The sequence below is a fragment of the Micromonospora sp. DT62 genome, from assembly GCF_049847285.1.
Taxonomy (GTDB): Bacteria; Actinomycetota; Actinomycetes; order Mycobacteriales; family Micromonosporaceae; genus Micromonospora; species Micromonospora reichwaldensis.
Genome location: NZ_JBNCOB010000004.1, coordinates 98,507 through 122,721 on the forward strand (window position 1 = coordinate 98,507; position 24,215 = coordinate 122,721).

At 75.6% G+C, this 24,215-nt stretch carries 29 protein-coding genes; 12 read left to right on the plus strand and 17 right to left on the minus strand.

Annotated elements, in window-relative coordinates:
• Nucleotides 1-81 precede the first annotated feature (81 nt).
• The 4 genes from ACPXCB_RS07930 (at nucleotide 82) to ACPXCB_RS07945 (ending at nucleotide 3,984) form a co-directional block, all read left to right on the plus strand.
• Complete coding sequence (locus ACPXCB_RS07930; protein WP_425873562.1) at nucleotides 82-777, plus strand: response regulator transcription factor; 696 nt, start codon at nucleotides 82-84, stop codon at nucleotides 775-777.
• The gene (locus ACPXCB_RS07935; protein WP_425873564.1) at nucleotides 774-2,051 is read left to right on the plus strand and encodes an ATP-binding protein; all 1,278 of its coding nucleotides are present in this window, start codon (nucleotides 774-776) and stop codon (nucleotides 2,049-2,051) included. The genes ACPXCB_RS07930 and ACPXCB_RS07935 overlap by 4 nt, the downstream gene beginning before the upstream one ends.
• Nucleotides 2,052-2,166: 115 nt before the next feature.
• Nucleotides 2,167-2,727 (plus strand): PepSY domain-containing protein, encoded by a 561-nt coding sequence (locus ACPXCB_RS07940; RefSeq protein WP_425873566.1) that lies wholly within the window; start codon nucleotides 2,167-2,169, stop codon nucleotides 2,725-2,727.
• Nucleotides 2,728-2,886: 159 nt separating this feature from the next.
• Nucleotides 2,887-3,984 carry a beta family protein gene (locus ACPXCB_RS07945; RefSeq protein ID WP_425873568.1) on the plus strand — a complete coding sequence of 366 codons (1,098 nt, stop codon included), beginning with the start codon at nucleotides 2,887-2,889 and terminating at the stop codon, nucleotides 3,982-3,984.
• A 43-nt stretch (nucleotides 3,985-4,027) separates the two neighbouring features.
• On the opposite strand, the gene ACPXCB_RS07950 is transcribed toward ACPXCB_RS07945, so the two are convergent.
• Together ACPXCB_RS07950 and ACPXCB_RS07955 are read right to left on the minus strand one after the other, a co-directional pair.
• Nucleotides 4,028-4,309: an adhesin gene (locus tag ACPXCB_RS07950; RefSeq protein ID WP_132233810.1), complete on the minus strand. Its 282-nt coding sequence runs from the start codon at nucleotides 4,307-4,309 to the stop codon at nucleotides 4,028-4,030.
• 181 nt (nucleotides 4,310-4,490) lie between these two features.
• Nucleotides 4,491-5,564 carry an NAD(P)-binding domain-containing protein gene (locus ACPXCB_RS07955; RefSeq protein ID WP_425873570.1) on the minus strand — a complete coding sequence of 358 codons (1,074 nt, stop codon included), beginning with the start codon at nucleotides 5,562-5,564 and terminating at the stop codon, nucleotides 4,491-4,493.
• A 134-nt stretch (nucleotides 5,565-5,698) separates the two neighbouring features.
• On the opposite strand from ACPXCB_RS07955, the gene dacB reads away from it, so the two are divergent.
• Nucleotides 5,699-7,282, plus strand: a complete 1,584-nt coding sequence (dacB, locus tag ACPXCB_RS07960; protein WP_425873572.1) for a D-alanyl-D-alanine carboxypeptidase/D-alanyl-D-alanine endopeptidase — start codon at nucleotides 5,699-5,701, stop codon at nucleotides 7,280-7,282.
• Between the two features lie 38 nt (nucleotides 7,283-7,320).
• Here the strand turns inward: dacB and ACPXCB_RS07965 are convergent, their stop codons facing one another.
• The 5 genes from ACPXCB_RS07965 to ACPXCB_RS07985 all read right to left on the minus strand — a co-directional run bounded on the left by ACPXCB_RS07965 (nucleotide 7,321) and on the right by ACPXCB_RS07985 (nucleotide 10,549).
• Entirely contained in the window at nucleotides 7,321-7,647 is a 327-nt protein-coding gene (locus ACPXCB_RS07965) for a hypothetical protein (RefSeq protein WP_425873574.1), read from the minus strand.
• A gap of 161 nt (nucleotides 7,648-7,808) precedes the next feature.
• The gene (locus ACPXCB_RS07970; protein ID WP_425873576.1) at nucleotides 7,809-8,153 is read right to left on the minus strand and encodes a DUF1330 domain-containing protein; all 345 of its coding nucleotides are present in this window, start codon (nucleotides 8,151-8,153) and stop codon (nucleotides 7,809-7,811) included.
• A gap of 116 nt (nucleotides 8,154-8,269) precedes the next feature.
• Nucleotides 8,270-8,701 carry a nitroreductase family deazaflavin-dependent oxidoreductase gene (locus tag ACPXCB_RS07975; protein ID WP_425873577.1) on the minus strand — a complete coding sequence of 144 codons (432 nt, stop codon included), beginning with the start codon at nucleotides 8,699-8,701 and terminating at the stop codon, nucleotides 8,270-8,272.
• Nucleotides 8,702-8,799: 98 nt separating this feature from the next.
• Nucleotides 8,800-9,756 carry a hypothetical protein gene (locus tag ACPXCB_RS07980; protein WP_425873579.1) on the minus strand — a complete coding sequence of 319 codons (957 nt, stop codon included), beginning with the start codon at nucleotides 9,754-9,756 and terminating at the stop codon, nucleotides 8,800-8,802.
• 199 nt (nucleotides 9,757-9,955) lie between these two features.
• The gene (locus ACPXCB_RS07985; protein ID WP_425873581.1) at nucleotides 9,956-10,549 is read right to left on the minus strand and encodes a pentapeptide repeat-containing protein; all 594 of its coding nucleotides are present in this window, start codon (nucleotides 10,547-10,549) and stop codon (nucleotides 9,956-9,958) included.
• Between the two features lie 79 nt (nucleotides 10,550-10,628).
• On the opposite strand from ACPXCB_RS07985, the gene ACPXCB_RS07990 reads away from it, so the two are divergent.
• Nucleotides 10,629-11,861 carry a serine hydrolase domain-containing protein gene (locus ACPXCB_RS07990; protein WP_425873583.1) on the plus strand — a complete coding sequence of 411 codons (1,233 nt, stop codon included), beginning with the start codon at nucleotides 10,629-10,631 and terminating at the stop codon, nucleotides 11,859-11,861.
• A 6-nt stretch (nucleotides 11,862-11,867) separates the two neighbouring features.
• On the opposite strand, the gene ACPXCB_RS07995 is transcribed toward ACPXCB_RS07990, so the two are convergent.
• Nucleotides 11,868-12,746, minus strand: coding sequence for a hypothetical protein (locus ACPXCB_RS07995; protein WP_425873585.1), 879 nt, complete (start codon nucleotides 12,744-12,746; stop codon nucleotides 11,868-11,870).
• Between the two features lie 177 nt (nucleotides 12,747-12,923).
• Between ACPXCB_RS07995 and ACPXCB_RS08000 the strand changes: the two genes are divergently transcribed.
• Entirely contained in the window at nucleotides 12,924-13,565 is a 642-nt protein-coding gene (locus tag ACPXCB_RS08000) for an NAD(P)-dependent oxidoreductase (RefSeq protein WP_425873586.1), read from the plus strand.
• A 39-nt stretch (nucleotides 13,566-13,604) separates the two neighbouring features.
• Here the strand turns inward: ACPXCB_RS08000 and ACPXCB_RS08005 are convergent, their stop codons facing one another.
• Nucleotides 13,605-14,069 carry a PPOX class F420-dependent oxidoreductase gene (locus ACPXCB_RS08005; protein ID WP_425853862.1) on the minus strand — a complete coding sequence of 155 codons (465 nt, stop codon included), beginning with the start codon at nucleotides 14,067-14,069 and terminating at the stop codon, nucleotides 13,605-13,607.
• 111 nt (nucleotides 14,070-14,180) lie between these two features.
• Nucleotides 14,181-14,822 carry a DUF6642 family protein gene (locus ACPXCB_RS08010; protein WP_311412426.1) on the minus strand — a complete coding sequence of 214 codons (642 nt, stop codon included), beginning with the start codon at nucleotides 14,820-14,822 and terminating at the stop codon, nucleotides 14,181-14,183.
• Between the two features lie 304 nt (nucleotides 14,823-15,126).
• On the opposite strand from ACPXCB_RS08010, the gene ACPXCB_RS08015 reads away from it, so the two are divergent.
• On the plus strand, nucleotides 15,127-15,915 hold the full coding sequence (locus tag ACPXCB_RS08015; protein ID WP_425873588.1) for a D-Ala-D-Ala carboxypeptidase family metallohydrolase: 789 nt from the start codon (nucleotides 15,127-15,129) through the stop codon (nucleotides 15,913-15,915).
• 168 nt (nucleotides 15,916-16,083) lie between these two features.
• On the opposite strand, the gene ACPXCB_RS08020 is transcribed toward ACPXCB_RS08015, so the two are convergent.
• The 3 genes from ACPXCB_RS08020 to ACPXCB_RS08030 all read right to left on the minus strand — a co-directional run bounded on the left by ACPXCB_RS08020 (nucleotide 16,084) and on the right by ACPXCB_RS08030 (nucleotide 18,569).
• Nucleotides 16,084-16,527 (minus strand): hypothetical protein, encoded by a 444-nt coding sequence (locus ACPXCB_RS08020; protein ID WP_425873590.1) that lies wholly within the window; start codon nucleotides 16,525-16,527, stop codon nucleotides 16,084-16,086.
• Nucleotides 16,528-16,626: 99 nt separating this feature from the next.
• A complete protein-coding gene (locus tag ACPXCB_RS08025; protein WP_425873975.1) occupies nucleotides 16,627-17,337 on the minus strand; it encodes a response regulator in 711 nt (236 codons plus the stop codon).
• Nucleotides 17,316-18,569 carry a sensor histidine kinase gene (locus ACPXCB_RS08030; protein WP_425873592.1) on the minus strand — a complete coding sequence of 418 codons (1,254 nt, stop codon included), beginning with the start codon at nucleotides 18,567-18,569 and terminating at the stop codon, nucleotides 17,316-17,318. Before ACPXCB_RS08030 ends, ACPXCB_RS08025 begins: the two co-directional genes overlap by 22 nt.
• A 133-nt stretch (nucleotides 18,570-18,702) precedes the next feature.
• Between ACPXCB_RS08030 and ACPXCB_RS08035 the strand changes: the two genes are divergently transcribed.
• From ACPXCB_RS08035 to ACPXCB_RS08050, 4 genes are read left to right on the plus strand one after another with little or no spacing between them, the layout of a single operon-like run.
• Entirely contained in the window at nucleotides 18,703-19,599 is an 897-nt protein-coding gene (locus ACPXCB_RS08035) for an ABC transporter ATP-binding protein (protein WP_425873594.1), read from the plus strand.
• Entirely contained in the window at nucleotides 19,596-20,396 is an 801-nt protein-coding gene (locus tag ACPXCB_RS08040) for an ABC transporter permease (RefSeq protein WP_425873596.1), read from the plus strand. Before ACPXCB_RS08035 ends, ACPXCB_RS08040 begins: the two co-directional genes overlap by 4 nt.
• The gene (locus tag ACPXCB_RS08045) at nucleotides 20,396-21,142 is read left to right on the plus strand and encodes a YqeB family protein (RefSeq protein ID WP_425873598.1); all 747 of its coding nucleotides are present in this window, start codon (nucleotides 20,396-20,398) and stop codon (nucleotides 21,140-21,142) included. Before ACPXCB_RS08040 ends, ACPXCB_RS08045 begins: the two co-directional genes overlap by 1 nt.
• A gap of 39 nt (nucleotides 21,143-21,181) precedes the next feature.
• Complete coding sequence (locus tag ACPXCB_RS08050; RefSeq protein ID WP_425873600.1) at nucleotides 21,182-21,724, plus strand: SOUL family heme-binding protein; 543 nt, start codon at nucleotides 21,182-21,184, stop codon at nucleotides 21,722-21,724.
• 49 nt (nucleotides 21,725-21,773) lie between these two features.
• Here the strand turns inward: ACPXCB_RS08050 and ACPXCB_RS08055 are convergent, their stop codons facing one another.
• Genes ACPXCB_RS08055 through ACPXCB_RS08070 form a run of 4 tightly spaced genes read right to left on the minus strand, consistent with a single transcriptional unit; the run spans nucleotide 21,774 to nucleotide 24,189 of the window.
• Entirely contained in the window at nucleotides 21,774-22,457 is a 684-nt protein-coding gene (locus tag ACPXCB_RS08055; RefSeq protein WP_425873601.1) for a 4Fe-4S cluster-binding domain-containing protein, read from the minus strand.
• Nucleotides 22,450-23,541 carry a helix-hairpin-helix domain-containing protein gene (locus ACPXCB_RS08060; RefSeq protein ID WP_425873603.1) on the minus strand — a complete coding sequence of 364 codons (1,092 nt, stop codon included), beginning with the start codon at nucleotides 23,539-23,541 and terminating at the stop codon, nucleotides 22,450-22,452. Before ACPXCB_RS08060 ends, ACPXCB_RS08055 begins: the two co-directional genes overlap by 8 nt.
• Nucleotides 23,525-23,737 carry a DUF2997 domain-containing protein gene (locus ACPXCB_RS08065; RefSeq protein WP_425873605.1) on the minus strand — a complete coding sequence of 71 codons (213 nt, stop codon included), beginning with the start codon at nucleotides 23,735-23,737 and terminating at the stop codon, nucleotides 23,525-23,527. Before ACPXCB_RS08065 ends, ACPXCB_RS08060 begins: the two co-directional genes overlap by 17 nt.
• Nucleotides 23,737-24,189 (minus strand): hypothetical protein, encoded by a 453-nt coding sequence (locus ACPXCB_RS08070; protein ID WP_425873606.1) that lies wholly within the window; start codon nucleotides 24,187-24,189, stop codon nucleotides 23,737-23,739. Before ACPXCB_RS08070 ends, ACPXCB_RS08065 begins: the two co-directional genes overlap by 1 nt.
• Nucleotides 24,190-24,215 lie beyond the last annotated feature (26 nt).

The following is a 24,215-nucleotide window of genomic DNA, read 5'->3' on the forward strand; positions in this document are numbered from 1 at the left end:
AGGTTGGGACGAGCACCGGACGAGGCTAAGGGAGGGTTAACGTCCGGGCCGGCGCGCCGCGTGACGGCTAGCCTGCCACCTGTGGCCCGCCTGCTGCTCATCGAGGACGACCTGACGATCCGTACGCCGCTGCTGCGGGCACTGCGCGAGCGGGGGCACGCGGTGGCCGCCGCCTCGACGGCGATGACCGGCCTGCGCGACGCGCTGGACGACCGGCCCGACCTGGTGGTGCTCGACCTGGGACTGCCCGATCTGGACGGCCGCGAGCTGCTGCGGATGCTCCGCGCGGTCAGCGCCGTGCCGGTGATCGTCGCCACCGCCCGCGACGACGAGACCGAGATCGTCGGGGTGCTCGACGCCGGGGCGGACGACTACGTGGTGAAGCCGTTCACGGCCGCGCAGCTCGACGCGCGGATCCGGGCGGTGCTCCGGCGCGGGAGCGGGTCCGCCCCGGAGGAGGACCCGGCACTGGTGGTGGGCGGGCTGCGGGTCGACCCGCGGTCGCGGCAGGTCACCCTGGACGGTGCGCCCGTCGAGCTGACCCCGCGCGAGTTCGACCTGCTGCACCACCTCGCGGGCCGGCCCGGCCAGGTGGTCACCAAGCGGGAGCTGCTCGCCGAGGTGTGGCGGGTCCCGTACGGCGGCGCCGACAAGACCGTGGACGTGCACCTGTCCTGGCTGCGGCGCAAGCTCGGGGAGAGCGCGCAGGCGCCCCGCTACCTGCACACCGTGCGGGGCGTCGGGGTCCGGCTCGAAGCGCCGGGGAGCACCGGATGAGGGCCCGGCTGGCGCTGCTGGTCGCCGCGGTCAGCGTGCTCACCCTGGTCGCTTTCCTGGTGCCGCTGGCGCTGCTGGTGCGTACGGTCGCGGCGGACCGGGCCACCCTGCGGGCCACGGCCGAGGCGCAGAGCCTCGTCACCGTCGTCGGCACCGCCGACACCGCGACGATCCGGCTGACCGTCGACCAGCTGGCCACGGAGTCCGCGCGGCCGGTGACGGTGTTCCTGCCCGACGGCACGGTGCTCGGCGCCCCGGCCCCCCGTACCGCCGCCGTGGCGCTGGCGGAGCGGGGGCAGAGCCTCACCGCCGAGTCCGGGCGGGGGCGGGAGGTGGTGATCGCCGTGCAGGGCCGTCCGGACGGCACCGGCGTGATCCGTACGGTGGTCCCGCCCGCCGAGCTGACCGCCGGGGTGACCCGGTCCTGGCTGGTCCTGGCCCTGCTCGGCGTGCTGCTGGTGCTGATCGGGCTGGCCGTCGCCGACCGGCTGGCCCGCACCCTGGTCCGGCCGATCGGTGAGCTCTCGGCGGTGTCGCACCGGCTGGCGAACGCGGAGCTGGCCGCGCGCGTCACGCCCGCCGGGCCGCGCGAGCTGCGCGAGGTGGCCGGCGCCCTCAACCACCTCGCCGGCCGGATCCAGGTGCTGCTGGTGCAGGAGCGGGAGGAGGTCGCGGACCTCTCGCACCGCCTGCGTACGCCGCTGACGGCGCTCCGCCTGGAGGCCGAGGCGCTGCGCGACCCGGAGGACGCCGCCCGGGTGACCGCGGCCGTGGACGGGCTGGAGCGGGCGGTCACGGGCCTGATCCGACAGGCCCGGTGGCGGGTGCCGACGGCCGGGGCGGTCAGCGCCGACGCGGCGGCGGTGGTGGCCGAGCGGGTGGCGTTCTGGTCGGTGCTGGCCGAGGACACCGGGCGGGCCGTGACGCTCGACCTGGCGCCGGGACCGCTGCCGGTGGGCGTACCCGCCGACGAGCTGGCGGCGGCGGTGGACGCCCTGCTCGGCAACGTCTTCGCGCACACCCCGGACGGCACCGCGTTCGCCGTCCGGCTGACGGCGGAGGAGGCGGGCCGGGCGGCGCTGGTCGTGGCGGACGAGGGCCCGGGGATGCCGCCCGGCACGATCGGCCGGGGCGCGAGCACCGCCGGCTCGACCGGCCTGGGCCTGGACATCGCCCGCCGCGCCGCCCAGTCCAGCGGTGGCCGCCTCACCCTGCACGCCGCGCCCTCCGGGGGCGCCGAGGTACGCCTCGAACTGGGCCCGCCCCCGTCCTGACCCGTCCTCCGGCCCGGGCCCGGACAGGCTTAACCCGGCCTTAGCGTTCGGGCAGCGTGGCGCTATCCGGGCGGGCGCGATCCTGGGGACCAGCAACCGAGGAAGGGTGAACGAGATGAAGCGCAAGTCCCTGATGCTGGCGTCGCTCGGAGGCGCGGCCGTGCTCGTCGTGACCGGTGCGACCTTCGGCGTCGCGGCGGCCGACAACGGCGCGGCCCGGGCGACCACCCTGGCCGCCGCCACCACCGCCCCGACGACCCCGGCCACGCCGGGCACCCCGAGCGGCACCGGGAGCAGCGCCCCGGCGACGAGCGGCACCCCGACCACCAGCGGCACCCCGGCGGCGCCCGGCTCCCCGTCGGGCAGTGGTGCGCCGGCCACCGGCGGCGACGCGGTGACCGAGCAGCGGGCCGGCGAGATCGCGCTGGCCCGGGCGGGCGGCGGCAAGATCGTCGAGGTCGAGCGCGAGGACGAGGACGGCCGGGCCGTGTGGAGCGTCGAGATCGTGGCCGGGCAGACCGAGCACGAGATCGACGTCGACCGGGGCGACGGCACGGTGGTCAAGGCCGAGCAGGAGCCGGTCGACGACGATGACGACGACGACCGGGACGACGACGATGACGACGACTCGGACGACGACGATGACGACTCGGACGACGACGGCGACGACGACTGACCCGTCGCCGGTACCGCCGCCGTCCCGCAGCGCGGGGCGGCGGCGTCGTCGTTGCGGGCTGCGCGGCGACGATCTGCGCCGCCGGATGCCGCCCGCCCCGGCAGGCGGTACGGGCCGGTCGGCCCTGTGACCGACACCGATGTCTGGCTACATTGGGGTATGGTGCCCGCCCACGAGGGCCGGGCGGCGGAACCGGTCTACCGCCCCATCCTCGCCAACCGGCGGGGTGAGCTGGAGGCGCTCGGTCATCTCGACGACGTCGTCGCCCCCCTGCTCGCCCCGGTCCTCCAGGTGTCCGTCCTCGACCAGTTCACGCTGGACGTGCTCCGTCGGCTGCCCGACGGGCTGCTCACGGCCGTCGACGTCACCGGCCTGCCCGACGCCCCGGAGGCCGAGCTGGTCCGCTGGGGCGTACCGCTGGTGCCGGTGATCGGGCTCGCGGACAGTGACCGGCGCCTGGTGGCGCACGGTGCCGCGGCCCGGGCCCACGCCCAGCGGGCGGTCGTCCGGCTGCGGGTCGGCCACGATCGCGCCGGCCCGGACGCGGCCACGGCGGCGGCGGAGCGGGTCTGGCGGCTCACCGGCCTGGTGCCGGAGCAGTGCGACCTGCTCCTCGACGCGGGCGACGTGTGCTGCCGGGCCGACGTACGGGTGGCCGAGCCCCGGGTCCGCCGGTTGTGGGAGTGGGCCCGCCGGCACGCCTGGTGCTCCGTGAGCGTGGCGGCGGGCGGGATGCCCCCGGCGGTGTCCGCCCTGCCGACCGACGAACCGGTGCGCGTCGACCGCTGGGACTGGCAGCTCTGGCAGCGGCTGGCCGACCTCGGCGTCGGGTACGGCGACTACGGCGTCGGCTCCGCGGTGCCCGGCGCCGACCAGGCGGGAGACCGGCTGCCCACCGTCCGCTACACCACCGACGGCGCCTGGTGGGTGTACCGCTGGTCGCGGCGGGGCGGGCGCGGCGACGACCGGTTCGCGGACCTGTGCCGCACCGTGGTCTCGGCGCCGCACTGGCCGACCACGGGCGCGGCCTTCTCCTGGGGTGACCACGAGATCCTGCGGCGGGCCCGCCGGGGCGCCGGCGCCGGGTCCGCCAGCAACTGGGCGGCGTGGAGCACCTCGCACCACCTGGCGCACGTGCTGGCCGCGCTGCGGCAGCGGGGGCGGGAGTCCCGGCCGTGGCGATCCGATCAGGCGCCGCCGGAGCGGGGCCGTCCCGCCCGGCCGCACCGCAACGGGGAGACCCGCCGGGCCGGCTGAGCGCCTCCCCGCCGGGCACGGGCGAGGAGGCGACGCCCGGCCGTCACTGCTTCTCGGTGAACCCGAACTGCACGATGCCCTCGTCGTCGACGCTCGCGTCCACCGACGCGTCGCCGAGCAGCTCGGCGGCGTCGGAGTCCAGGAAGATGCGGGCGCCCTGGTTGTCGACCACGTGGTCGCCCTCGATCGGTTCGGCGACCAGTTCGACGGTGAGCGAACCCGCGTCGGTGTCGGCGGCGATCCGCACTCCGCCGTCCTCGGCGACGTCCTGCTGGTTGGCGAGGTCTCGGATGACCAGCACGGCGTTGTCGGTCATGGTGAGCATGGCGGAACTCCTCGTGGATTCTCGGATTCGCGGTGCGGGACCGGGACTCGGCCCGCGGGCGAGCACACGTGGGAGGCGATGGAAGGGCGACACGCACATCGCCGTCGCGCTTCGGGGCAGCTCAGGGCCCCTCCTCGGCCTACGGTGCCCCCTGCCGGGGCATCCGTCAAATAGAGCGGGGTCAGTGTGCGGCACGGGCCGGGGCGAACCGGGCCCGGATCTCGCGTACCGCCGCGCGGCCCGCCCGGTTGGCGCCGATCGTGCTCGCGGAGGGGCCGTACCCGATCAGGTGAATCCGCTCGTCGGCGACCACCCGGGTGCCGTCCATCGTGATACCGCCGCCCGGCGCGCGCAGGCGCAGCGGCGCGAGATGGTCCAGCGCGGCCCGGAAACCGGTGCACCACAGGATCACGTCGGCGGGCACGAACCGCCCGTCGTCCCAGGCCACCCCGTCCGGCGTGATCCGGTCGAAGACGGGTAACCGGTCGAGCACGCCGCGCTCGCGCAGCCGGCGCAGTTCCGGCGTGAGCGGCAGCCCGGTCACCCCGACCACGCTGTCCGGCGGGCGGCCCGCGCGTACCGCCGCGTCGACCAGGGCCACCGCCGCACGGCCACGCTCGGGGGTGAACTCCTCGTCGCGGAAGTCGGGCGGGCGCCGGGTCACCCAGGTGGTGCCGGCGGCCACGGTGGAGACCTCGGCGAGCAACTGGACGGCCGACGTCCCGCCGCCCACCACCACGACCCGCCGGCCGGCGAACTCCGCCGGTCCCCGGTAGTCGGCCGTGTGCAGCTGCCGGCCCCGGAAGCTCGACCGGCCGGGGTAGTGCGGCCAGAACGGTCGGGTCCAGGTGCCGGTGGCGTTGACCAGGGCACGGGTGGTCCAGGGGCCGTGGTCGGTGTGCACGGTGAGCGGGCCGTCGGCCCGGTCGCGCACCTCCCGGACCCGCACGGGCCGCCGCACCGGCAGGTCGAACTCGCGCTCGTACGCGGCGAAGTAGGCGCTGACCACCTCGGCCGCCGGTCGGTCGGGCCCGGCCACCGGGAAGGGCAGGCCGGGCAGGTCGTGGAAGCCGTGCACCCGGTCGAGCCGCAGCGTGGGCCAGCGGTGCCGCCACGCCCCGCCCGGCCCGTCGCCCCCGTCGAGGATCACGAAGCCGTCCCCGGGGGCGAACCCGGCGCGGCCCAGGTGGTGGCCGGCGGAGAGGCCGGCCTGCCCGGCCCCGATCACCAGCACGTCGACGGAGGGCTCGTCCATGCCGGGTACAACACGGGCGGGCCCGCCCGGCTGCCCGCCGGGAGCGTCTCGCCGGTCACAGCCCGCCGGCCCACGGAAAATTTCTTTCCATCGACGCTCTTTTCTGGCAGATACCTGCATGGCAGCATCACCCCATGCATCGTCGTCTCTTCCCCCGGACGCTCGCGCTGGTGGCACTCGTCGCCGCCGCGGCCACGGCGGGCGCGCCCACCGCCACCGCCGAGTCCCCGACCCCCGCGGCGACCCGGCTGAACGCCACCATCGACGCGATCCTCGCCGACAGCCGGCTGGCCGGGGCGCAGGCCTCGGTGGTGGTCAAGGACGCGGCCACCGGAGAGACGGTCTACCACCGCAACGGCGACCGCCGCCTGGTGCCCGCCTCCAACACCAAGCTGCTGACCTCGGCGGCGGCGCTGGAACTGCTCGGGCCGGGCCACCACTTCAGCACCGAGGTGCGGACCAGCGGCGCCCGCCGGGCGGGCCTGGTCTCCGGCAACCTCTACCTGCGCGGCGGCGGCGACCCCACCATGCTCGCCGCCGACTACGACGCGCTGGCCGCGCGGGTCGCCGCCGCGGGCGTCCGGGTGGTCACCGGCGACCTGGTGGCCGACGACACCCGCTACGACAGCACCCGCCTCGGCCCCGACTGGACCTGGGACGACGAGCCGTACTACTACGCCGCTCAGGTCTCCGCCCTGACCGTGGCACCGGACACCGACTACGACGCGGGCACCGTCATCGTCCACGCCGCCCCCGGCGCGACCGCCGGCGCGCGTCCGGTCGTCACCACCACCCCGGCCACCCGGTACCTGAAGATCGACAACCGGGCCGAGACGGTCGCCGGCGGGGAGACCTCGGTCTCCTTCGAACGCGCGCACGGCAGCAACACGGTCGTGGTGACCGGGCAGATCGCGCTCGGCGCCGCGCCGGCGAACGACTGGGTCAGCGTCTGGGAGCCCACCGGCTACGCCGCCGACGTCTTCCGCTCGGCGCTGCGCCGGCACGGCGTACGGGTGCTCGGTCAGACGGTGCTCGGCCAGGCCACCCCGGAGGGCGCGGCCGAGGTGGCGCGGCACCGCTCGATGCCCCTGGCCCAACTGATGGTGCCGTTCCTCAAGCTGTCCAACAACGGGCACGCCGAGGTGCTGACCAAGGAGATCGGCCGGGTGCTCTCCGGCTCCGGCACCTGGTCGGCCGGGCTGACCGCGATCAGCGAGTACGTCGCCGACGCCGGGATGGACACCGGCACGCTGCGCCAGCGCGACGGCTCCGGGCTCTCCCGGCGCAACCTGATTCCCGCCGACGAGTTCGTGGACCTGCTCATCGCCGTGCGCGACGAGCCCTGGTTCGACACCTGGTACGCGGCCCTGCCCGTCGCCGGCGAGGCGGACCGGTTCGTCGGCGGCACGCTGCGCAGCCGGATGCGGGGCACGGCGGCGGCGGGCAACGTGCACGCCAAGACCGGCAGCCTGACCGGCGTCTCCGGCCTCTCCGGCTACGTCACCGACGCCGACGGGCGGGTGCTGGCGTTCTCGATCCTGCTCAACAACTACCTGGCCTCCTCCGTGAAGACGCTGGAGGACCAGATCGCGATCGCCCTGGCCTCGTACACGGGCAGGGGCGTGACCGGCGCGCGGGTCGCGGCCCCGACGGCGCCCGACGCCCCCCGGGTCCCGGAGGGCCTGGAGTGCGCCTGGGTCAAGCCGAACGCCTGCTGACCGGCCGGCGGGGCCCGGTGCGGGGGCCCCGCCGGCACTCAGGCGCCGGGGCGGTGCGGCAGCTCGGCCGCCGGGTCGCCGCGCTCGATCAGCGCGGCGATCTCGGCGGGACGCAGGCCGCGCTGCGCCAGGACCTGGGCACCCCAGCGGTGCAGCCGGCACGGGTGCGGGCTGGCGTCGCTGCGGCAGACCGTCCCGCCGGACCAGATCCTGGGCGCGTGCACCACGACCGCCCGCACGGCGAACTGGGCGTCCTCGACGGTCACGTACGGCGGCAGCGGGATCTCCCGGAGCACCTCCCCGGACGGCTCCCCGGCGCCCCGGGGGGCGGTCGGACGGACGGTGCGGGTGGTGACGCTGCTCATCGGTGGGGCCTCCACAAGGGATGGTCGGAGATGGACAGCAGAAAGTTACGGCAGGCGCGACGCGGCGCGACGGACAAACTGTCCCGCAGGGTGGACACGGATCCGTCCACCGGCACCGGACGGCGGTCCGGGCGGGACCGCCGTCGGGGCGGAGCCGCCGGTCAGCCGGCCGCCCGCGCCCGCAGCCGGGCGGCCGTCCGGCGGGGGTCGTAGTCGGGGGCGACGCCGTCGACGATCAGCGCCGCACCCGGGATGTGCCGGGTGCGCAGCGGCAGGATCTCCTGGTACGCCGGCGAGTCGTACCAGGCCCGGGCCCGGTCCAGGTCGGGGAACTCGATGATGACCACGGTGCCCGGCCAGTCGCCCTCCCTGACCTCCACCTCGGCGCCGTGCACCCGGAACCGGCCGCCGAACGGGTCCAGCGTGGCCTGGATCCGCTCGATGTAGGTGAGGATGTCCTCGTTGGCCGGGGTGTCGTGCAGGTGGGCGAGCGCGAACGCGGGCATGGTGCCTCCCGGGAGCCGGTCCGCCCGGCCGGACGACCGGGGCGGTACGCCGAGTCTCCCGCCGGCGCGTGCCCGGCGTCGATTACCCGTGGGGTAACGACGGCGGCTCGCCCCGCTCAGACGCGGTCGAGCACGACGACGGGGATATCCCGGTCGGTCTTCTCCTGGTACTCGTCGTACGCCGGCCAGATGGCGGCCATCGTGGACCACATGCGCGGCTTCTCCCCCGCCGTCGCGGTACGCGCCCGCGCGGTGAACCGCTCGGCGCCCACCTGCACCTCGACCAGCGGCTCGTCGAGCAGGTTGAGGTACCAGGCCGGGTGCTTCGGGTCGCCGCCCTGCGAGGCGACGACCAGGTAGGCGTCGCCGTCGCGGCCGTAGATCAGCGCGGTGCGCCGCAGCTTCCCGCTGCGCCGGCCCCGGGTGGTCAGCAGCAGCGTGAAGACCCCGGGCTGCCACTCGTGCCCCTCGGCGCCGCCGGTCTCGACGTACCGCCGGATGTGGTCGGCCACCCAGCCCTGCGGGCTGTCCAACACCTGCTCGCCCATCGGCCCTCCCGTTCGCCCTCGCGCACCCGGTCGTCGCGATCACGCTACTCCGGGCAGCGGCCGGTCGCCGGGCGAACGGGGCCGCCCGGGCGCCCGGGTCAGCGCAACGCGACCGCCTGGACGCCGACGTTGCCGCAGTCGTCGCTGAACGCCTGCTCCACCGTCCAGGTCAGCACCAGCCGGCTGCCCTTCGGCGCCTGGAACCGGATGGTGAACTCGGTGGACCGGCTGGTGTGCCGGTCCTCGATCCGCAGGGTCCGGCTCGGACCGCCGACGGAGAGGCGGGCGTCCAGCCGACCCCGGGCCATCCACACCCCGCCGTACAGCCGGACGGTGCGCGCCTGGCCATCGGCGGCCACCGCGAGCGTGAAGCCGCTGCCGGCACCGCACCGGTACACCCCGTGCGGCGAGCCGCTCGCCGACGCCACCGGGCTGCCGTCGCGCCAGCTGAAGCTCTCCTGGTTGTCGTCCCAGCCGCCCCGCCGGCCGGTGCCGCCCTCGTCGCGGATCTCGCCGGAGCCGCCGCGCTTGCGGACCGTCGACGCCGCGCCGCGCAGGCCCCAGTGGACCCAGTCGCGGCGGCCCACCGTGGTCAGGTCGACCTCGCCCGGCGCCTCGGCCATGCTGGCGGCGAGCACCGCCCGCACCGGCGGCGCCGACGTCGGTGGCGGTGGCGTCGGTGGCGTCGGGGACGGGCTCGGCGGACGCTGCCGGGGCCGCAGCCCGGGCGAGACCAGGCCGGCGTCGAGGTCGCGCCCCTCCGGCCCGGGGAAGCCGCTCGGCCGGCCAGCGTCCGCCGGCACGCCACCGGCGGTCTCCCCGCCCGGCTCGGGGTCGCCAGCGGTCAGGTACGACACGAGGGCGACCAGGCAGGCGACCACGGCGATCCCCTCGACAGCCCACCGGCGGCGCTGCCGTGCCCGGGCCAGCCGCCGCAGGCCGGTGCGGGTGTGCCCGGCCTGCGGAAGGAGCGGATGCCGGGTCCCGGGCGGGGCTGCCGGGTCGCCGTACCGCGACGGCCGGATGTGCTGTCGGGTGAGGTCTTCCTCCGCCACCGGCCCTCCACTCCCCACCGGCCCCGGCCGGACGCGGCCGTCCGTCGTGGGCGGCCCGCGCCCGCACCGCCTCGTCCGTCGCGCCGGACGGACGGGCGTGTCCAGTTCGTCACCGGACGGTAGCGGACATCGATCAGGACGGTGGTCTCGGGTCGTGCCGCCGGCCCGCAGGCGATCGGGACGCCCGAGGTCGGCTGCCTCAGCGGATCTCGAAGCCCAGCGCCTGCGCGATCACCATGGCCTGCGTGGCGTCGACGATCGCCCCGGCCCGCTCCACCGCCGTCGGGTCGAGCGCGGTGAGGTCGCTGCCGCGCAGGTCGGCCCCGGTCAGCCGGCAGCGGTGCAGCTGCGCGGCGGAGAGGTCGACGCCGGTCACCGTGGCCCCGGTCAGGTTGGCCCCGGTCAGGTCCGCCTCGCGCATCCGCACGTCGGTGATGCGGACCCCACGCAGGTCGGCGCCGGGCAGCGCGACGAACGACCAGTCGCCGCCGGCGACCGTCAGCGGTCGCAGGTCGCACTGGGCGAAGGTGCTGCCCACGAGCTTGCAGCCGGTGAACTCCGCCTCGAAGAGGTTGCACCGCTGGAAGGTGCAGCGGGTGAAGGCCGAGTCGGTGTGCCGGGAGGCGTTGAAGCGCGTGTTGCCGAAGGTGCAGCCGTCGAAGACCGCGCCCCGGCTCACCGCCTCGGACAGGTCGACGTCGAAGAACGTGCAGCGGACGAAGTGCCGGTCCACCAGCTCCTCGCCGTACCAGTCCTCGTTGCGGAAGGTCTCGTCCTCGGTCAGCTCGGGCATCGGGCCAGGCTATCGAGGGGATGGGACAACGGCGGGCAGCCCCTTCCGGCGGGGCGTACCGGCTAGTAGTTTCGGCGACGTGAGTGTGGCACGCAGCATCGACCCGGACCAGATCGGCTTCGACCCGGCGCGGTTGGCGCGCATCGACGAGCACTTCGGCAGGTACGTCGACGACGGTCGCCTCGCCGGCTGGCAGGTGCTGGTCACCCGCCGCGGCGAGATCGCCCACTCGTCGACGTACGGGCTGCGCGACGCGGAGGCGGGCAGGCCCGTCGAGGCGGACACGCTCTGGCGCATCTACTCGATGACCAAGCCCGTCACCTCCGTCGCCGCGATGATCCTGTGGGAGGAGGGCCGCTTCGAGCTGACCGACGAGATCAGCCGGTGGCTGCCCGAGTTCGCCGACCTGCGGGTCTACTCCAAGGGCTCGGCGCTCAAGCCCTTCACGGTGCCGGCGGTCGAGCCGATCCGGGTGTGGCACCTGCTCACCCACACCGCCGGCCTGACGTACGGCTTCATGCAGACCTCGGTGGTCGACGGCATCTACCGGGCCGCCGGCTACGACCTGTACCCGCCGGCGGACGTCGACCTGGCGACGGCCTGCCAGGCGTTCGGCGAGCTGCCGCTGCTGTTCCAGCCCGGCACCGCGTGGGGCTACTCGGTCGCCACCGACGTGCTCGGCCGGCTCGTGGAGGTGGTCTCCGGGCAGAGCCTGGACGCCTTCTTCGCCGACCGGATCTTCCGCCCGCTGGGCATGACCGACACGCACTGGTGGGCCGAGGGCGACACCGCCGACCGGCTCGCCGCCCTCTACGCGCCCGACCCGCGCACCGGCCGCGCGTTCCGCTACGACAAGCTGGGCGCCCTGGCGTACGAGAAGCCGCTGCTGCTCTCCGGCGGCGGCGGCCTGATCTCCAGCGCCGCCGACTACCACCGGTTCACCCAGATGCTGCTGCGCGGCGGCGAGCTGGACGGGGTCCGCCTGCTGGGGCCGCGCACGGTGCGCTTCATGACCCGCAACCACCTGCCCGGCGGGCAGGACCTGGAGACCCTCTCCGCCGGTGGCTTCGCCGAGACCACCCTTGACGGGATCGGCTTCGGGCTCGGCTTCGCCGTGGTCGACGACCCCGTGCCGAGCCGGGTGCCGAGCAGCCCCGGCGAGTACTACTGGGGCGGCGTGGCGAGCACGGCCTTCTGGGTCGACCCGGCCGAGGAGGTCACGGCCCTGTTCTTCACCCAGCTCATGCCGTCGAGCACCTACCCGATCCGGCCGCAGCTGCGGCAGCTTGTCTACTCCGCCCTGGTCGACTGAGCCGGGTCACCGCTGCCGGCACTCCTCCGTCCCGTCCGGGGACGTCCAGCACTCCGTGCGCACCCCGGCCGCGCCGGTGACCCGGAAGGGGCGTCCCGCGTCGTCGACCGTGACGGTGCCGATGCGTCCCTGCGCAGCCCAGTCCACCTCGACCTTCCAGTCGCAGTCGCAGTTCTCCGTGTAGCCGATGACAAGGAACGTCTCGGCGTCGGACAGGGACACCCGGTACGGGAAGCGGATCTCCCTGCGCTCGTGCTCGGGGACGAACTTCTCACCATCCTCGAACAGGCCGGCCGTGAGCAGCGGAGGGTCCTCGTCCAGGGTCGCGTGGACCCACCGGTAGGCCGTCGGGCCGCCTCCGCCCGGGGCGGCGAACACGCCCCGCAGGGCGGGACGCCGCGCCACCACCCGCACCCGCAGGTCGGTGAGGGTCACCTGGGCCTCGTCGACCCCCTGCACCGTGAAGGAGACGTGCTGCCGGGAGGCCGGCACTGCGGCGGCATCCCTGGCCCACCGCGACCAGTCTTCCGACCAGGCCGGTCGTGCGGGGACGTGCGCCAACGGCGCCTCGACCACCCAGCCGTCCGGCGTGTCGTGGCCGACGCGGACCGCGACCGTGAACGGCAGCGCGTCGGGGTCGGGCGGAGGCGGCGGGGGCGTGACGGGAAGGAGTCCCCAGGCGAGGAGCCAGGCGGTCAGCATCGCCGTGACGACGGCCGCGAGGACCCCGGCGAACCAGCGGCCGGCGGGCGGCCCGGCGGGCGAGAGCCGGCGCACCAGTGCCCGCACCCGATCGGACCGGGCCGGCCTCGGCCCCTCCGACTGCCCCTCCGCCGGACCGGGACGCCCGGGCGGCGCTTCGGGCGGGTCACGTTGCTCCGTCATGGCGCCACCCCCGCCTCCAACGTCACGGTCCGACACCAGTGCACCCCGAAGCGTGCGACGACGCAAGGGGCGGTTGCGCCGCGCGGGATCCACGGTCCGCCAGCGCGCGATGTCGCCGGTCAATAGCCTGGAGACGAGCCACGTCCGCCGGGCCGGACGGGCCTGGCGGGAGGCGGTATGAGCAACATCGTCGTGTTCGGCGCGGGCGGCACCGCGGGGTCGCGGATCACCGCCGAGGCGGTCGGCCGGGGGCACCGGGTCACCGCGGCGGTACGCCGGCCGGAGGCCACCTCGTACCTGCCGCCGGCGGTCACGGTGGTGACCGGGGACGCCACCAGCGAGCGGAGCGTACGGGAACTGGCGCCCGACACGGACGCCATGGTGGTGGCGATCGGCGGCGGCGAACACGCCCTCTGGCTCGACGCGGCGCGCAACCTGGTCGGCGCGCTGCGCGGCATGCCGGCCGCGCCCCGGATCATCCACGTGGGCGGCGGTTCGACCCTGCTCACCCCGAAGGGCACCCGCTACCTCGACGAGCCGGACTTCCCCGAGGAGTACCGCGAGGCGGCGCACGGACAGGCCGACGCCCTCGACTTCTACCGCTCCTCGGCCGACGGGGTGACCTGGACGTACGTCTCGCCGCCGCCGCTGGAGTTCCACCCGGGCGAGCGCACCGGGCACTACCGCACCGGCGGCGACCAGCCGGTGACCGACCACGAGGGCCGCTCGGTGCTCAGCTACGAGGACCTGGCGGTGGCGATCGTGGACGAGATCGAACAGCCGCGCCACAAGAACGCCCGCTTCACCGCCGCGTACTGAGCGGCGCGGGGCGGCCGCAGCGGTGCCCTGGGCGCGGGATCAGTCGGCGAGGCGGGCGGGGAAGCCGCCGGTGGCGATCGGGCCCCAGGCGTCGATGGTGACCCGGATCAGCGACTTGCCCTGGCGGACCATCGCCGCCCGGTACTCGTCCCAGTCCGGGTGCTCGCCCGAGATGCAGCGGAAGTACTCCACCAGCGGCTCCAGCGCCGCCGGCAGGTCCAGCACCTCGGCGGTGCCGTCGAGCTGCACCCACGGGCCGTTCCAGTCGTCGGAGAGCACGCACGCCGACACCCGTGGGTCGCGGCGGATGTTGGCGACCTTGGCCCGCTCGGGATAGGTGGAGATCACCAACCGGCCCTCGCCGTCCACCCCGGCGGACACCGGGGACGACTGCGGCCGACCGTCGGCGCGGGTGGTCATGAGCACCACCCGGTGCCGCGGCCGGAGGAACTCGGTCAGCCCGGCCCGGTCGACCCGGGTGTTCGTCGCGATGCTGCGTGCCATCGTTCGTTCCTACCAGGGCTTCCGTCGCACGGCGACCGCACCGGCCGGAACGGGCTCGACGCACACCGGGATCGCGCGGCGGCGCGGCGGCCGGATCGCGGCGCGGCGGCCTCAGCGGGGTCGCGGGGCGGCGCGGCCGGCGGCGGGCTGGGCCGGCACCCGGGGGCGGACCGAGGGCCGCCAGGCGCGGCCGTTGGCGTAGATCACCCGGAATCCGAGGTACGAGGCGAGGGGCGCCCAGTGCGCGGAGCCCATCCGCAGCTCGGCGGCGTTGTGGCGCTGCCCGTTGGCCAGCACGTCGAGCAGGACGGTCTCGAAGGCGGCCGACTCGACCCAGTCCACCTCCCGGGTGTACCCGCAGATCAGGGCCGCTCCCGTGGCGTCGAGGAAGTCCCGCAGCACCGCGTCGGAGGCGCGCAGCACCGAACAGCTGCCGAAATAGAGCCGCCGGCCCTCGCAGCGGCCCGCCATCAGCTCGGCGACGTCGGCGAGCGCCACCGATTCCCAGTCGGTGAGGCAGAGCCGGCTCGGCTCGCCGTGCATGGCGAAGAAGCCGACCCGGTGGTCGGCGTACTGCTTGAGCAGCCAGCGGTCGACGAAGTAGAAGAGTTCGTCGCGGGTGGCCGCGTCCTTGTGGATGAAACGGATCTTTCCGAGCCGTTCGAGCAGTTCCAGGGTGGGCAGGACGGAGCCGCGCTCGTTGAGGTCGCGGTGCCACTGGCCCTCGATGCAGAAGACGCCACCGCGTGCCATGTCGCCCCCTCCCCCGGTCCCGCCGGCGCTGACGTTACCGGGTCGGGCCGGCCGGAGAACATCACCCGGCGCGTGCCGGACTGCGGCTTTGCGCGCCGTTCGCGCTTTCCTGTGGCCTGTTGCCGATCAATGGGCGTTTCGCAATTCGCGTAATGCCCAGGCAACACTCAGGAACGGCGAATCGCGAGGACAATTCTTGTTAATCGCCGCGAACCACCCGTCGGCCTGCCAGGGTGGAAATGCGGGACGGGCAGGCCGATGTCCCGGATGCCACCCCATTCCCACTCCTATCGGGAGGACTTCTGTGCGCGTTAACACCCTGAAACGGGCGGCTGTCGCATTCGCCCTGGCGTTGCCGGCAGCCGCTGTCGCCACGGTGGTCGCCGCGCCAGCGGCCCATGCCGACGGCTGCTACACGTGGAAGCGCAACCTCTACCAGGGGCGCTCCGGCGACGACGTCCGCCAGTTGCAGATCCGGGTCGCCGGGTGGGCCGGCAACCGGAACATCGTGGAGAACGACGGCCGCTACGGACCGAAGACCGCCGCCGCCGTCAAGCGGTTCCAGGCCGCGTACGGGCTGCGCGCCGACGGCATCGCCGGACCGCAGACGTACGGCAAGCTCTACGACCTCCAGGACGACGACTGCACGCCACGGCACTTCAGCTACAGCGAGATGGACGACGGCTGCGGTCGCGGGGGCTGGAGCGGCGGTCCGCTCTCCGCCGCGCAGACCCGGCAGAACGCGCTGCGCACGATGTGGAAGCTGGAGGCGTTGCGGCACAGCCTCGGCGACAAGCCCCTCCTCGTCAGCAGCGGTTTCCGCAGCCGCACCTGCAACGACCGGGTCGGCGGGGCGTCCGACAGCCAGCACCTCTACGGCAACGCCGCCGACGTGGTGTCGCGCACCAGCTCGCTGTGCCAGATCGCCCGCGACGCCCGCAACCGGGGCTTCAGCGGGATCTACGGTCCCGGTTACCCGGACCACGACGACCACGTGCACGTGGACTCGCGGCGGGAGAACAACAGCGACGACACCTCGAACACCACCAGTTGGTCCGCGCCGGACTGCGGCATCGGCGCCGGCCGCGACTGAGCCGGTCGGGACGGGCCACGCCGAGCCGGGCGGACAGGCCACGCCGAACCGGTGCGCGGGTGCCACCCCGCGCACCGGGCCGGCGTCGTGTCCCCGGGTCCCGCCGAGCGGGCGTACCCCCGCCCGGCGTGCCGGGGACCAGCGGTCCCGCCGGCCGGCGTACCCCGCTCAGCTCGCCCTGGGCCAGCGCGGCGCGGTGGCGGGGGGAACCACCGGCCGGGCGGAGGCGGCGGGACGGGCGCCGGGCGCGACCGCGCGCGGGCCGCCCGGGTGCCCGGCGGTGGTACGTGGTGCGCGGGTGGTCGGCGCGGCACCGGTCACCGTGAACGGGAACGGCACGTGCACGAAGGGGTTGCCGTGCCGCACCAGGGCGTCGATCTGCCGCTCGTTGAGCCCGTGCCGCGTCAGCACCCGCCGGCCCCAGCGGTGCAGCCGGCACGGGTACGTCGCACCGTCGTTGCGGCACAGCGGCCCGGCCGGCCACTCCTCGGCGGCGTGCACCACCACCGCCCGGACCGCGAGCCGGACGTCCTCGGGGGTGAGGGGCGCCGGCACCGGCACCTCACCCAGGATCTGGTCGATGGGATCCGTCGACTGCTCACCAATCCGCACGGCAGGCCTCCCGCGGCTCCGGCAGCGGTGCGGCTGACCCGCCGCACCGCATCCTCGGCGACTGGTACGGCCCCCGCCCCCGGAAGGTTCAATCGCGCCTCAGACGAGGCCGGCGTCGTGCACCAGCAGGGCGACCTGGACCCGGTTGTTCAGGCCCAGCTTCACCAGCAGCCGCGACACGTACGCCTTGACGGTCGCGACGCTCATGAACAGCTCGGCGGCGATCTCCGCGTTCGTCCGGCCCTGCCCGAGCGCGACCGCGACCTCGCGTTCCCGCTCGCTGAGCCCGGCGAACTGCCGCAGCGCCCGCTCCCGGCGCGGGTCGGGGCCACCCGCCGCGCCCGGCGCGGTCACGTGGTCGATCAGCCGCCGGGTCACCGCCGGGGAGAGCGTCGCCTCGCCCGCCGCCACCCGGCGCACCGCCCGCACGATCTCGGCCGGCGGGGTGTCCTTGAGAAGGAAGCCGCCGGCCCCCGCCCGCAACGCCCGCAGCACCTGCTCGTCGGCGTCGAAGGTGGTCAGCACCAGCACCTCCGGCGGATCGGGCGACGCGCGCAGCGCCTCGGTGGCCGCGAGACCGTCGAGCCGGGGCATCCGGATGTCCATCAGCACCACGTCCGGCGCGCAGGCCGCCACGGCGGCGGGCACCTCGCTGCCGTCGGCGGCCTCCCCGACCACGAGCAGGTCCGGCACCCCGCCGAGGATCATCGACAGGCCGGCCCGCACCAGCGCGTCGTCGTCGACGAGCAGCACCCGTACCGGCCGGCCGGGGTCGGGGCCCGGCCCGCTCACGCCGGCCACGGCAGCCAGGCGGCCAGCCGGAAGTCGCCCACGTCGTCCCGCCCGTACTCCAGCCGGCCGCCGGCCAGGCTGACCCGCTCCGCGATGCCGACCAGGCCGGTGCCCGCGCCGGGGATCTCCGGGCCGGCGATGCCGCCGACCGGCCACCGGTTGCGGATCTCCACGGTCAGCCCGTCGCCGGGGGCGCCGGCCACGTCGACGGTGACCGCCGCGCCGGCGGCGTGCTTGCGGGCGTTGGTGAGCCCCTCCTGCACGATCCGGTAGACGCTGCGCCCCACCGCCGCGGGCACCCGCTCCGCCGAGGTGACCACCTCGCGGACGCCGATCCGCGCCCCGGCCGACCGGGACTCCTCGACGAGCGCCGGCAGATCGCCCAGCGTGGGCTGCGGGCGCTCGGGATCCTCCTCGGCGGTGGTCTCCGCGCGGAGCACCCCGATCACCTCGCGCAGATCCTGCAACGCGGCGTGGGCGCTGCCCCGGATCACCCCGGCCGCCCGCGCCACCTCCTCCGGCGGCGCGTCCGGCCGGAACTCGAGCGCGCCGGCGTGCAGGCTGAGCAGCGAGATCCGGTGGGCCAGCACGTCGTGCATCTCGCGGGCGATCCGGGTGCGCTCCAGGTGCCGGGCCTGCGCCACCCGCAACTGCTGCTCCGCCTCGGCCCGCTCGGCGCGCTCGCGCAGCGACACGACGAGCTGCCGCCGGGCCCGGACGAACATCCCCCACGCCAGCACGGAGAGGCTAAACACCACCCCCCAGAGGGTCGTCGCCCAGTACGGCATCTGCGGGTCCGGGCGCAGGTAGCTGAAGGCGAAGTTGGTGACCAGGCCGGCGGCGGTCAATCCCAGCGCGACGGCCGTGCGCCGGTGCACCACCACGGTGAAGTAGAGGATCAGCAGCGGAACCGCCGCCGCCATCGAGAACAGGGTCAGCGGCACGGTCGCGACGGCGAGCCCCACCGGCCACCGGCGCCGCAGCCAGATCAGCGCGCAGCAGACGAGCCCGAGCAGGGCGTCGACCGGGACCATCCAGCGCTGCGGCAGCGGCGTGGCGAACTCCGGGTCGGCCGAGGCCGCGTCAGCCGTGGCGAGCAGGACCCAGCCGAGGGAGAGCAGGAAGCAGAAGCCGTCCACCACCCAGTCGCGGGTCGTGCGACGCGGCCCCCGCCCCACCCGCGCCGCCGGATCGACGCTCAGCGCCCCCGGCAGCAGCCAGGGGTGCTCCGGTACGGCGGCACTGGTCACGCGACCATGCTAGGCAGCCGCCCGGCGGACCGACCAGCTACCAAAGTCGAGACCCTGGCGTCGACCAAGGTAGCCGCCGGACGAGACCGTCGGCCGCAGCGCGCGACCGGGTGGCTCCGGCAGCGTGGCCGGCATGATCAGCGTGGAACACCTCACCAAACGGTACGGGCGGCACACCGCCGTCGACGACGTGTCGTTCCGCTGCGAGCCGGGCACCGTCACCGGCTTCCTGGGGCCGAACGGCGCCGGCAAGTCCACCACCATGCGGATGATCTGCGGACTCACCCCGCCCAGCGGCGGCGGCGCGACGGTCGGCGGCCGGCCGTACCGGGAACTGCCCAACCCCGGGCGGGAGGTGGGCGTGCTGCTGGACGCCTCGGCCCAGCACGCCGGGCGCACCGGGCGGGAGGCGCTGACCGTGGCCGCGGCAACCATGGGCGTGGACCGCCGGCAGGTCGCCACCAAGCTCGACCTGGTCGGGCTCAACGAGGTCGCGGCGAAGCGCCGCCTCCGGGCGTACTCGTTGGGGATGCGGCAACGACTCGGCCTCGCGCACGCGCTGCTGGGCGACCCCCGGGTGCTGATCCTCGACGAGCCGGCCAACGGCCTGGACCCGGAGGGGATCTTCTGGATGCGCGGCCTGCTGCGCGACTTCGCCGACCGGGGCGGCACCGTGCTGCTCTCCTCCCACCTGCTGCGCGAGGTGGAGGCGGTCGCGGACCGGCTGGTGGTCATCGGGGGCGGCCGGATCGTGGCCCAGGGCGACAAGGCCGAGCTGCTGGCCGGCGGCGGGACGCTGGTGCGGGCCCGCGACGGCGGGGCGCTGCGCGGCGCGTTGGAGCGGGCCGGGCTGGCGGTCACCGAGGGCGCCGAGGGGCTGCTGGTCCATGCCGACGCCGAGGCGGTCGGGCAGGCCGCCGCCGACGCCGGCGTCGCCCTCACCGAACTGCGGTCGGCCGGCAGCGGCGGCCTGGAACAGCTCTTCCTCACCCTGACCGCCGGCGCGTCGACCCAGGAGGCCGTCCGATGACCACCACCGCCACCACCGCCAGCCCGCCCGCCACCACCGCGCCCCAGCGCCATTCCGGCGTACGCCGACCGTCGCTGCTCCGGCTCACCGGCGTGGAGCTGCGCAAGCTCGTCGACACCCGGGCCGGGCTCTGGCTGCTGATCACCATCGGGCTGCTCGCCGCCGCCCTCGTGGTGGTCCAGTTGATCTGGTCGGACGACGCCGCGCAGACCTTCCCCAACTTCTTCCTCCCCTCGATGCTGCCGATCGGCCTGCTGCTTCCCGTGCTGGGCATCCTGTCGATCACCGGGGAGTGGTCCCAGCGCACGGCGCTCACCACGTTCGCCCTGGTGCCCCGGCGGGGCCGGGTGATCGTCGCCAAGCTGACCGCGATGGTGCTGGCGGCCCTGGCGTCGGTGCTGGTGAGCCTCGGCGTGGCCGCCGCCGGCACGCTCGTCGCCGCGGCCACCGGCGGCGCCGGCACCTGGCGCATGGAGTGGGCCCTGGTGCTGCACGCCGTGGTGCTCCAGGTGGCCAACGTGCTGATGGGGGCCGGCTTCGGCCTGCTGCTGCTCAACACCCCGCTGGCGATCGTCGGCTACCTGCTGCTGCCGACCGTCTGGTCGATCCTCGGCGAGATGATCCGGCCGCTGCGCGGCCCGGCGGGCTGGCTGGACACGGGCCGGACCATGGAGCCGCTGCTCACGCCCGACGTGACCGCCGGGCAGTGGGGACGGTTCGCCGTGTCGCTGCTGGTCTGGCTGGCCGTGCCGCTGGTCGCGGGGCTGGTCCGCACGCTGCGGCGCGAGGTGTCCTGATGGTGGACGGCTACGGTGCCCCCACCGTCGTCGACGGCGGCGCGGCGGAACTGGCGGTCCTCTGGGGCGGGTTCCCGGCACTCGGCGCGGGCGCCGGATGGCTGCTCGTCACCGGCGCGGAGTGGGTCGCCGGGCTGTCCTGGGCTCCCGCGCAGGACCTGTTCGAGCTGGTCGCCCGGCTGCCGGACCCGCAGGCCGGCATCGGCGGCCTGGCCGTCGGCACGCTGGGCGGCCTGCTGGTCGCCGCCGTCGGCACCGCCGAACGGCTCGCCGTCACCATCGACACCGAACGGGTCCGGCTGCGCCGCGACCGCACGGACCGGCAGGTCGGGCGGCGACCGGTACGCGCCGTCTTCGTCGACGGCAAGGACCTGGTGCTGCTCGGCGCGGACGACGAGGAACTGGTCCGGGAGCGGTCGGACCTGGCCGTCGACCGGCTGCGCGACGCCTTCCGCGCGCACGGCTGGCCGTGGGCCGACGGCGACCCGCACCGGGACGCGTACCGGCGGTGGGTGCCGGGCCTGCCGGGGCTGCCGACCGGCGCGGACGCGCTGCTGCGGGCCCGGCAGCGGGCCCTCGACGCCGACCGGGGCGGCGAGGCCCGGGAGCTGCGCGGCGAACTGGGCCGCACCGGGTTGGTGGTCCGCGACGACGGGCGGCGGCAGTACTGGCGGCTGACCCGCGCCGCCCCGCGCCCCCGGCCGGAGGACGCGACTTCGGCTGAGCCGGAGGTCGAGGGCCGGTAGCGTTGCTCCCGACGGGGCCCGGGGCACGGGGAGCGCGCGATGACCGAGCAGCAGTCGTACCGGGTGGTGGCCCGGCACCCCGGCTTCGAGCTGCGCCGCTACCCGGCCCACCTGGTCGCCGAGGTGCGAGCGGAGGGCGCGTTCGAGCAGGCCGCCCGGGACGCCTTCCGGCCGCTGGGCGCGTACCTGCGCGGCGCCAACCGCGCGCGGCGGGCGACCGCCCGGGAGACGGGCCCGCAGACGATCGCGATGACGGTCCCGTTCGTGCAGGAGGAGGGGGACCGGCCGGGCCACTGGCTGGTGTGGCTCGTGATGCCGGCGGGCCTCACCCCCGACACGCTGCCCGAACCGGCGGACCCCCGGGTCCGCACCCGGTTGGTCCCGGAACAGCTCGCCGCCGCGACGCGCTTCGCGGGCCGCTGGACGGCCGTGGCGTTCGACCGGCGGGCGACCGCGCTGGGCCGGGCGGTCACCGCGGCCGGGCTGCGCCCCACCGGCGCGGTCCGGTACGCGCGCTTCGATCCGCCGTGGAAGCCGTGGTTCCTGCGCCACAACGAGGTCGTGCTGCCGATCGCCGAGTGAGCCGGGTGCCGCGGCCCGGCACGGGGTGCTCCCGGCCGGACCGGCGCGGCTACCCCCGCCGGGGTACGCCCGCGGGCCGGGGCCGAGGGCTGGTCACCGACGCCAGCAGTTCGTCGAGGGCGTCGACCTCGGCCCAGCCGTTCACCGCGATCCGGCCGGCGGCGTCGACGGTCACCTCGACCCGGTCCGGGCTGTGCGACACCTCGTCGAGCAGTCCCGGGAAGCGGTCGCCGAGCAGCACGAACTCCTGATTGGTGGAACCCACCCAGGGCCGCCGGGTGTCGATCCGATCGGCCAGGAACGGCCCGGCGACGAGGAGGTCGGTCGCCGCCAGCAGCGCCGCGACGTCGTCCCGGCCGGCGTCGACCGCCCGGTGCAGCTGCGCCCGGGTGTAGCCCGTGAAGGTCATCACCGAACGCCCGGCGGCGCGTACCCCGGCGGCGACGGCCGCCAGCGGGGCGGCCTGGTCGAAGGGCTCGCCGCCCAGCAGGGTCAGCCCGTCGGTGCCGGCGTCGAGCGCCCGGCGCACCAGATCGGCGGGGGCGACCCGTTCCCCGCCCCGGAAGCTCCACAGGTGCGGGTTGAAGCAGCCGGGGCAGCGGATGGCGCAGCCCTGCACCCAGACGGCCGTCCGCTCGCCCGGGCCCTCGGCGCGGGTGGCGGCCAGGAAGCGCGCCACCGCCGCCGTCTCCACCCCCACCGGCGGGCGCGGCCCCGGACCGTCGTCAGACATCGAGGACCCGGCCGGGCGGCGGCCGGTCGGGCGCCGGCCCGGCGGGCGGGACGCACTCCACGGCGTCGCGCAGGCGCGCGTACTCGTGGGGGGCCAGGTTGGCGGCGGCGGCGAACTCGGCCAGGCTGCCGAAGGACCCGCGCCGCTCCCGCTCGGCCAGCACCTGCCGGGCGCGCTGCGGGTCGAAGCCGGGCAGCGCCGCGAGGTCGCCCGGCCCGGCCGCGTTGACGTCGATCGGCGGTCCGGCCGGCGGCCCGGAGGCCGGCGCGTCCGGTTGCCCCGGGGCCGGCGCGTCCGGTTGCCACGCAAGCGACGTGATCGGCCCGGTGGGAAAGGGGTCGACGGCCGGCGCCAACGTCGGGTCGGCCGCCAGCGACGGATACCCAGTCGACGTGGGCGGATGTCCCGTCGGCGACGCGGGCGGGTACGCCGGCGACCCCGGCGGATAGGTTGACGACCCCTGCGGATAGGACGACGACGCGGGCGGGTAGGACGACTCGGGCAGGTAGGACGACGGCCCCGGCGGGTACGCCGGCGAACCCGGCGGATAGGCGGGCGACGTGGGCGGGTACCCAGGCGGGTAGGCCGGGGACGGGTAGGCCGCCGTCGAGCCGGGCTGATACGTCGGGGACATGCCCGGGTAGGGATGGGGGATCGGGCCGGCGGGAGCCGCCCCGGGCAGCGGGGCCAGCGGGTACGCGCCGCCGGGCCACCCCGTCGCCGCGAACCTGGCGCGGCGGTCCGTGAGCCAGCGCAGCCACGCAGGATTGATCAGCGCGGCATGCAGGATGCTGGCGATCCACACGGCCAGGAGCACGCCGACCGCCCAGTCGCTGAGGGCGCTCTCCTGGTCCGACTCGCCGACGACGAGGAACGCCGCCGAGCCCACCACGGTGTAGAAGATGCCGGGGAGCCACCACGCCGCGCGCTGGGCCCGCAGGCCCACGTAGACGAATCCGAGGCCGCCGAGGCAGCTGCACCCGAGGACGGGCAGCAACAGCCACCAGCTCTGCAACACCTGCCACGTCGTGCTCGGCCGGGGGACGGCCGGGGGCGGCCAGCCGGGGCTAGGCGCGTTCGACATCGCGCTGCTCCTGCCGCTCGGGCACGGCGGCGCGGTCGCGGTCGGCGGTGTACGCGCTGCGTACCGTGCGGGCCGCCAGCAGGTCCTCCAGCACGGCGATGTAGTCGATGCACCCGTCGCCGAGCACGTCCCTGGTCTCGGCGCTCACGACGCCCTCGCTGGTCACGGTGACCACGATCCGCGGCTGCCCGCCCATCACGACCTGCCCTCGACGGCGAACACCAGGCGGACGCTCGCGTCCTCGGTGACCTGTTCGGACTCCAGCCGCAGCCCGGCGGCGGGGGCCTGCTCGCGCAGCCGCTCCAGCACGGCCCGCTGGACCTGCCGCCCGTACGCGGCGTCGATGGCCCGGACCGCCTCGACGGCCCGCGGCTCGTCGACCTCGCCCGTGAAGTGCGCCGACCAGATGCCGTCCTCGCCGCGCCGGAAGCCGGCCCGCACGTCGGCCCAGTCCGCGATGATGGCGTCCGGTTCGGTGGTGACCACCGCGCCGGTGTCGCGCAGCGCGGTGACGAGCAGCGTCTCGTCCCGCATCCGGGTCTGCACCTGGCAGACGACGCGGCCCTCCCCGTCCCGTCCGGCGGTCGCGGCGTGCGTCGCGGCGACGGCGGCGACGGCCAGCGGCAGGAGTATCAGTGAGACGCTCATCGGGGCCCCTCCCCTCGGTTTCGACC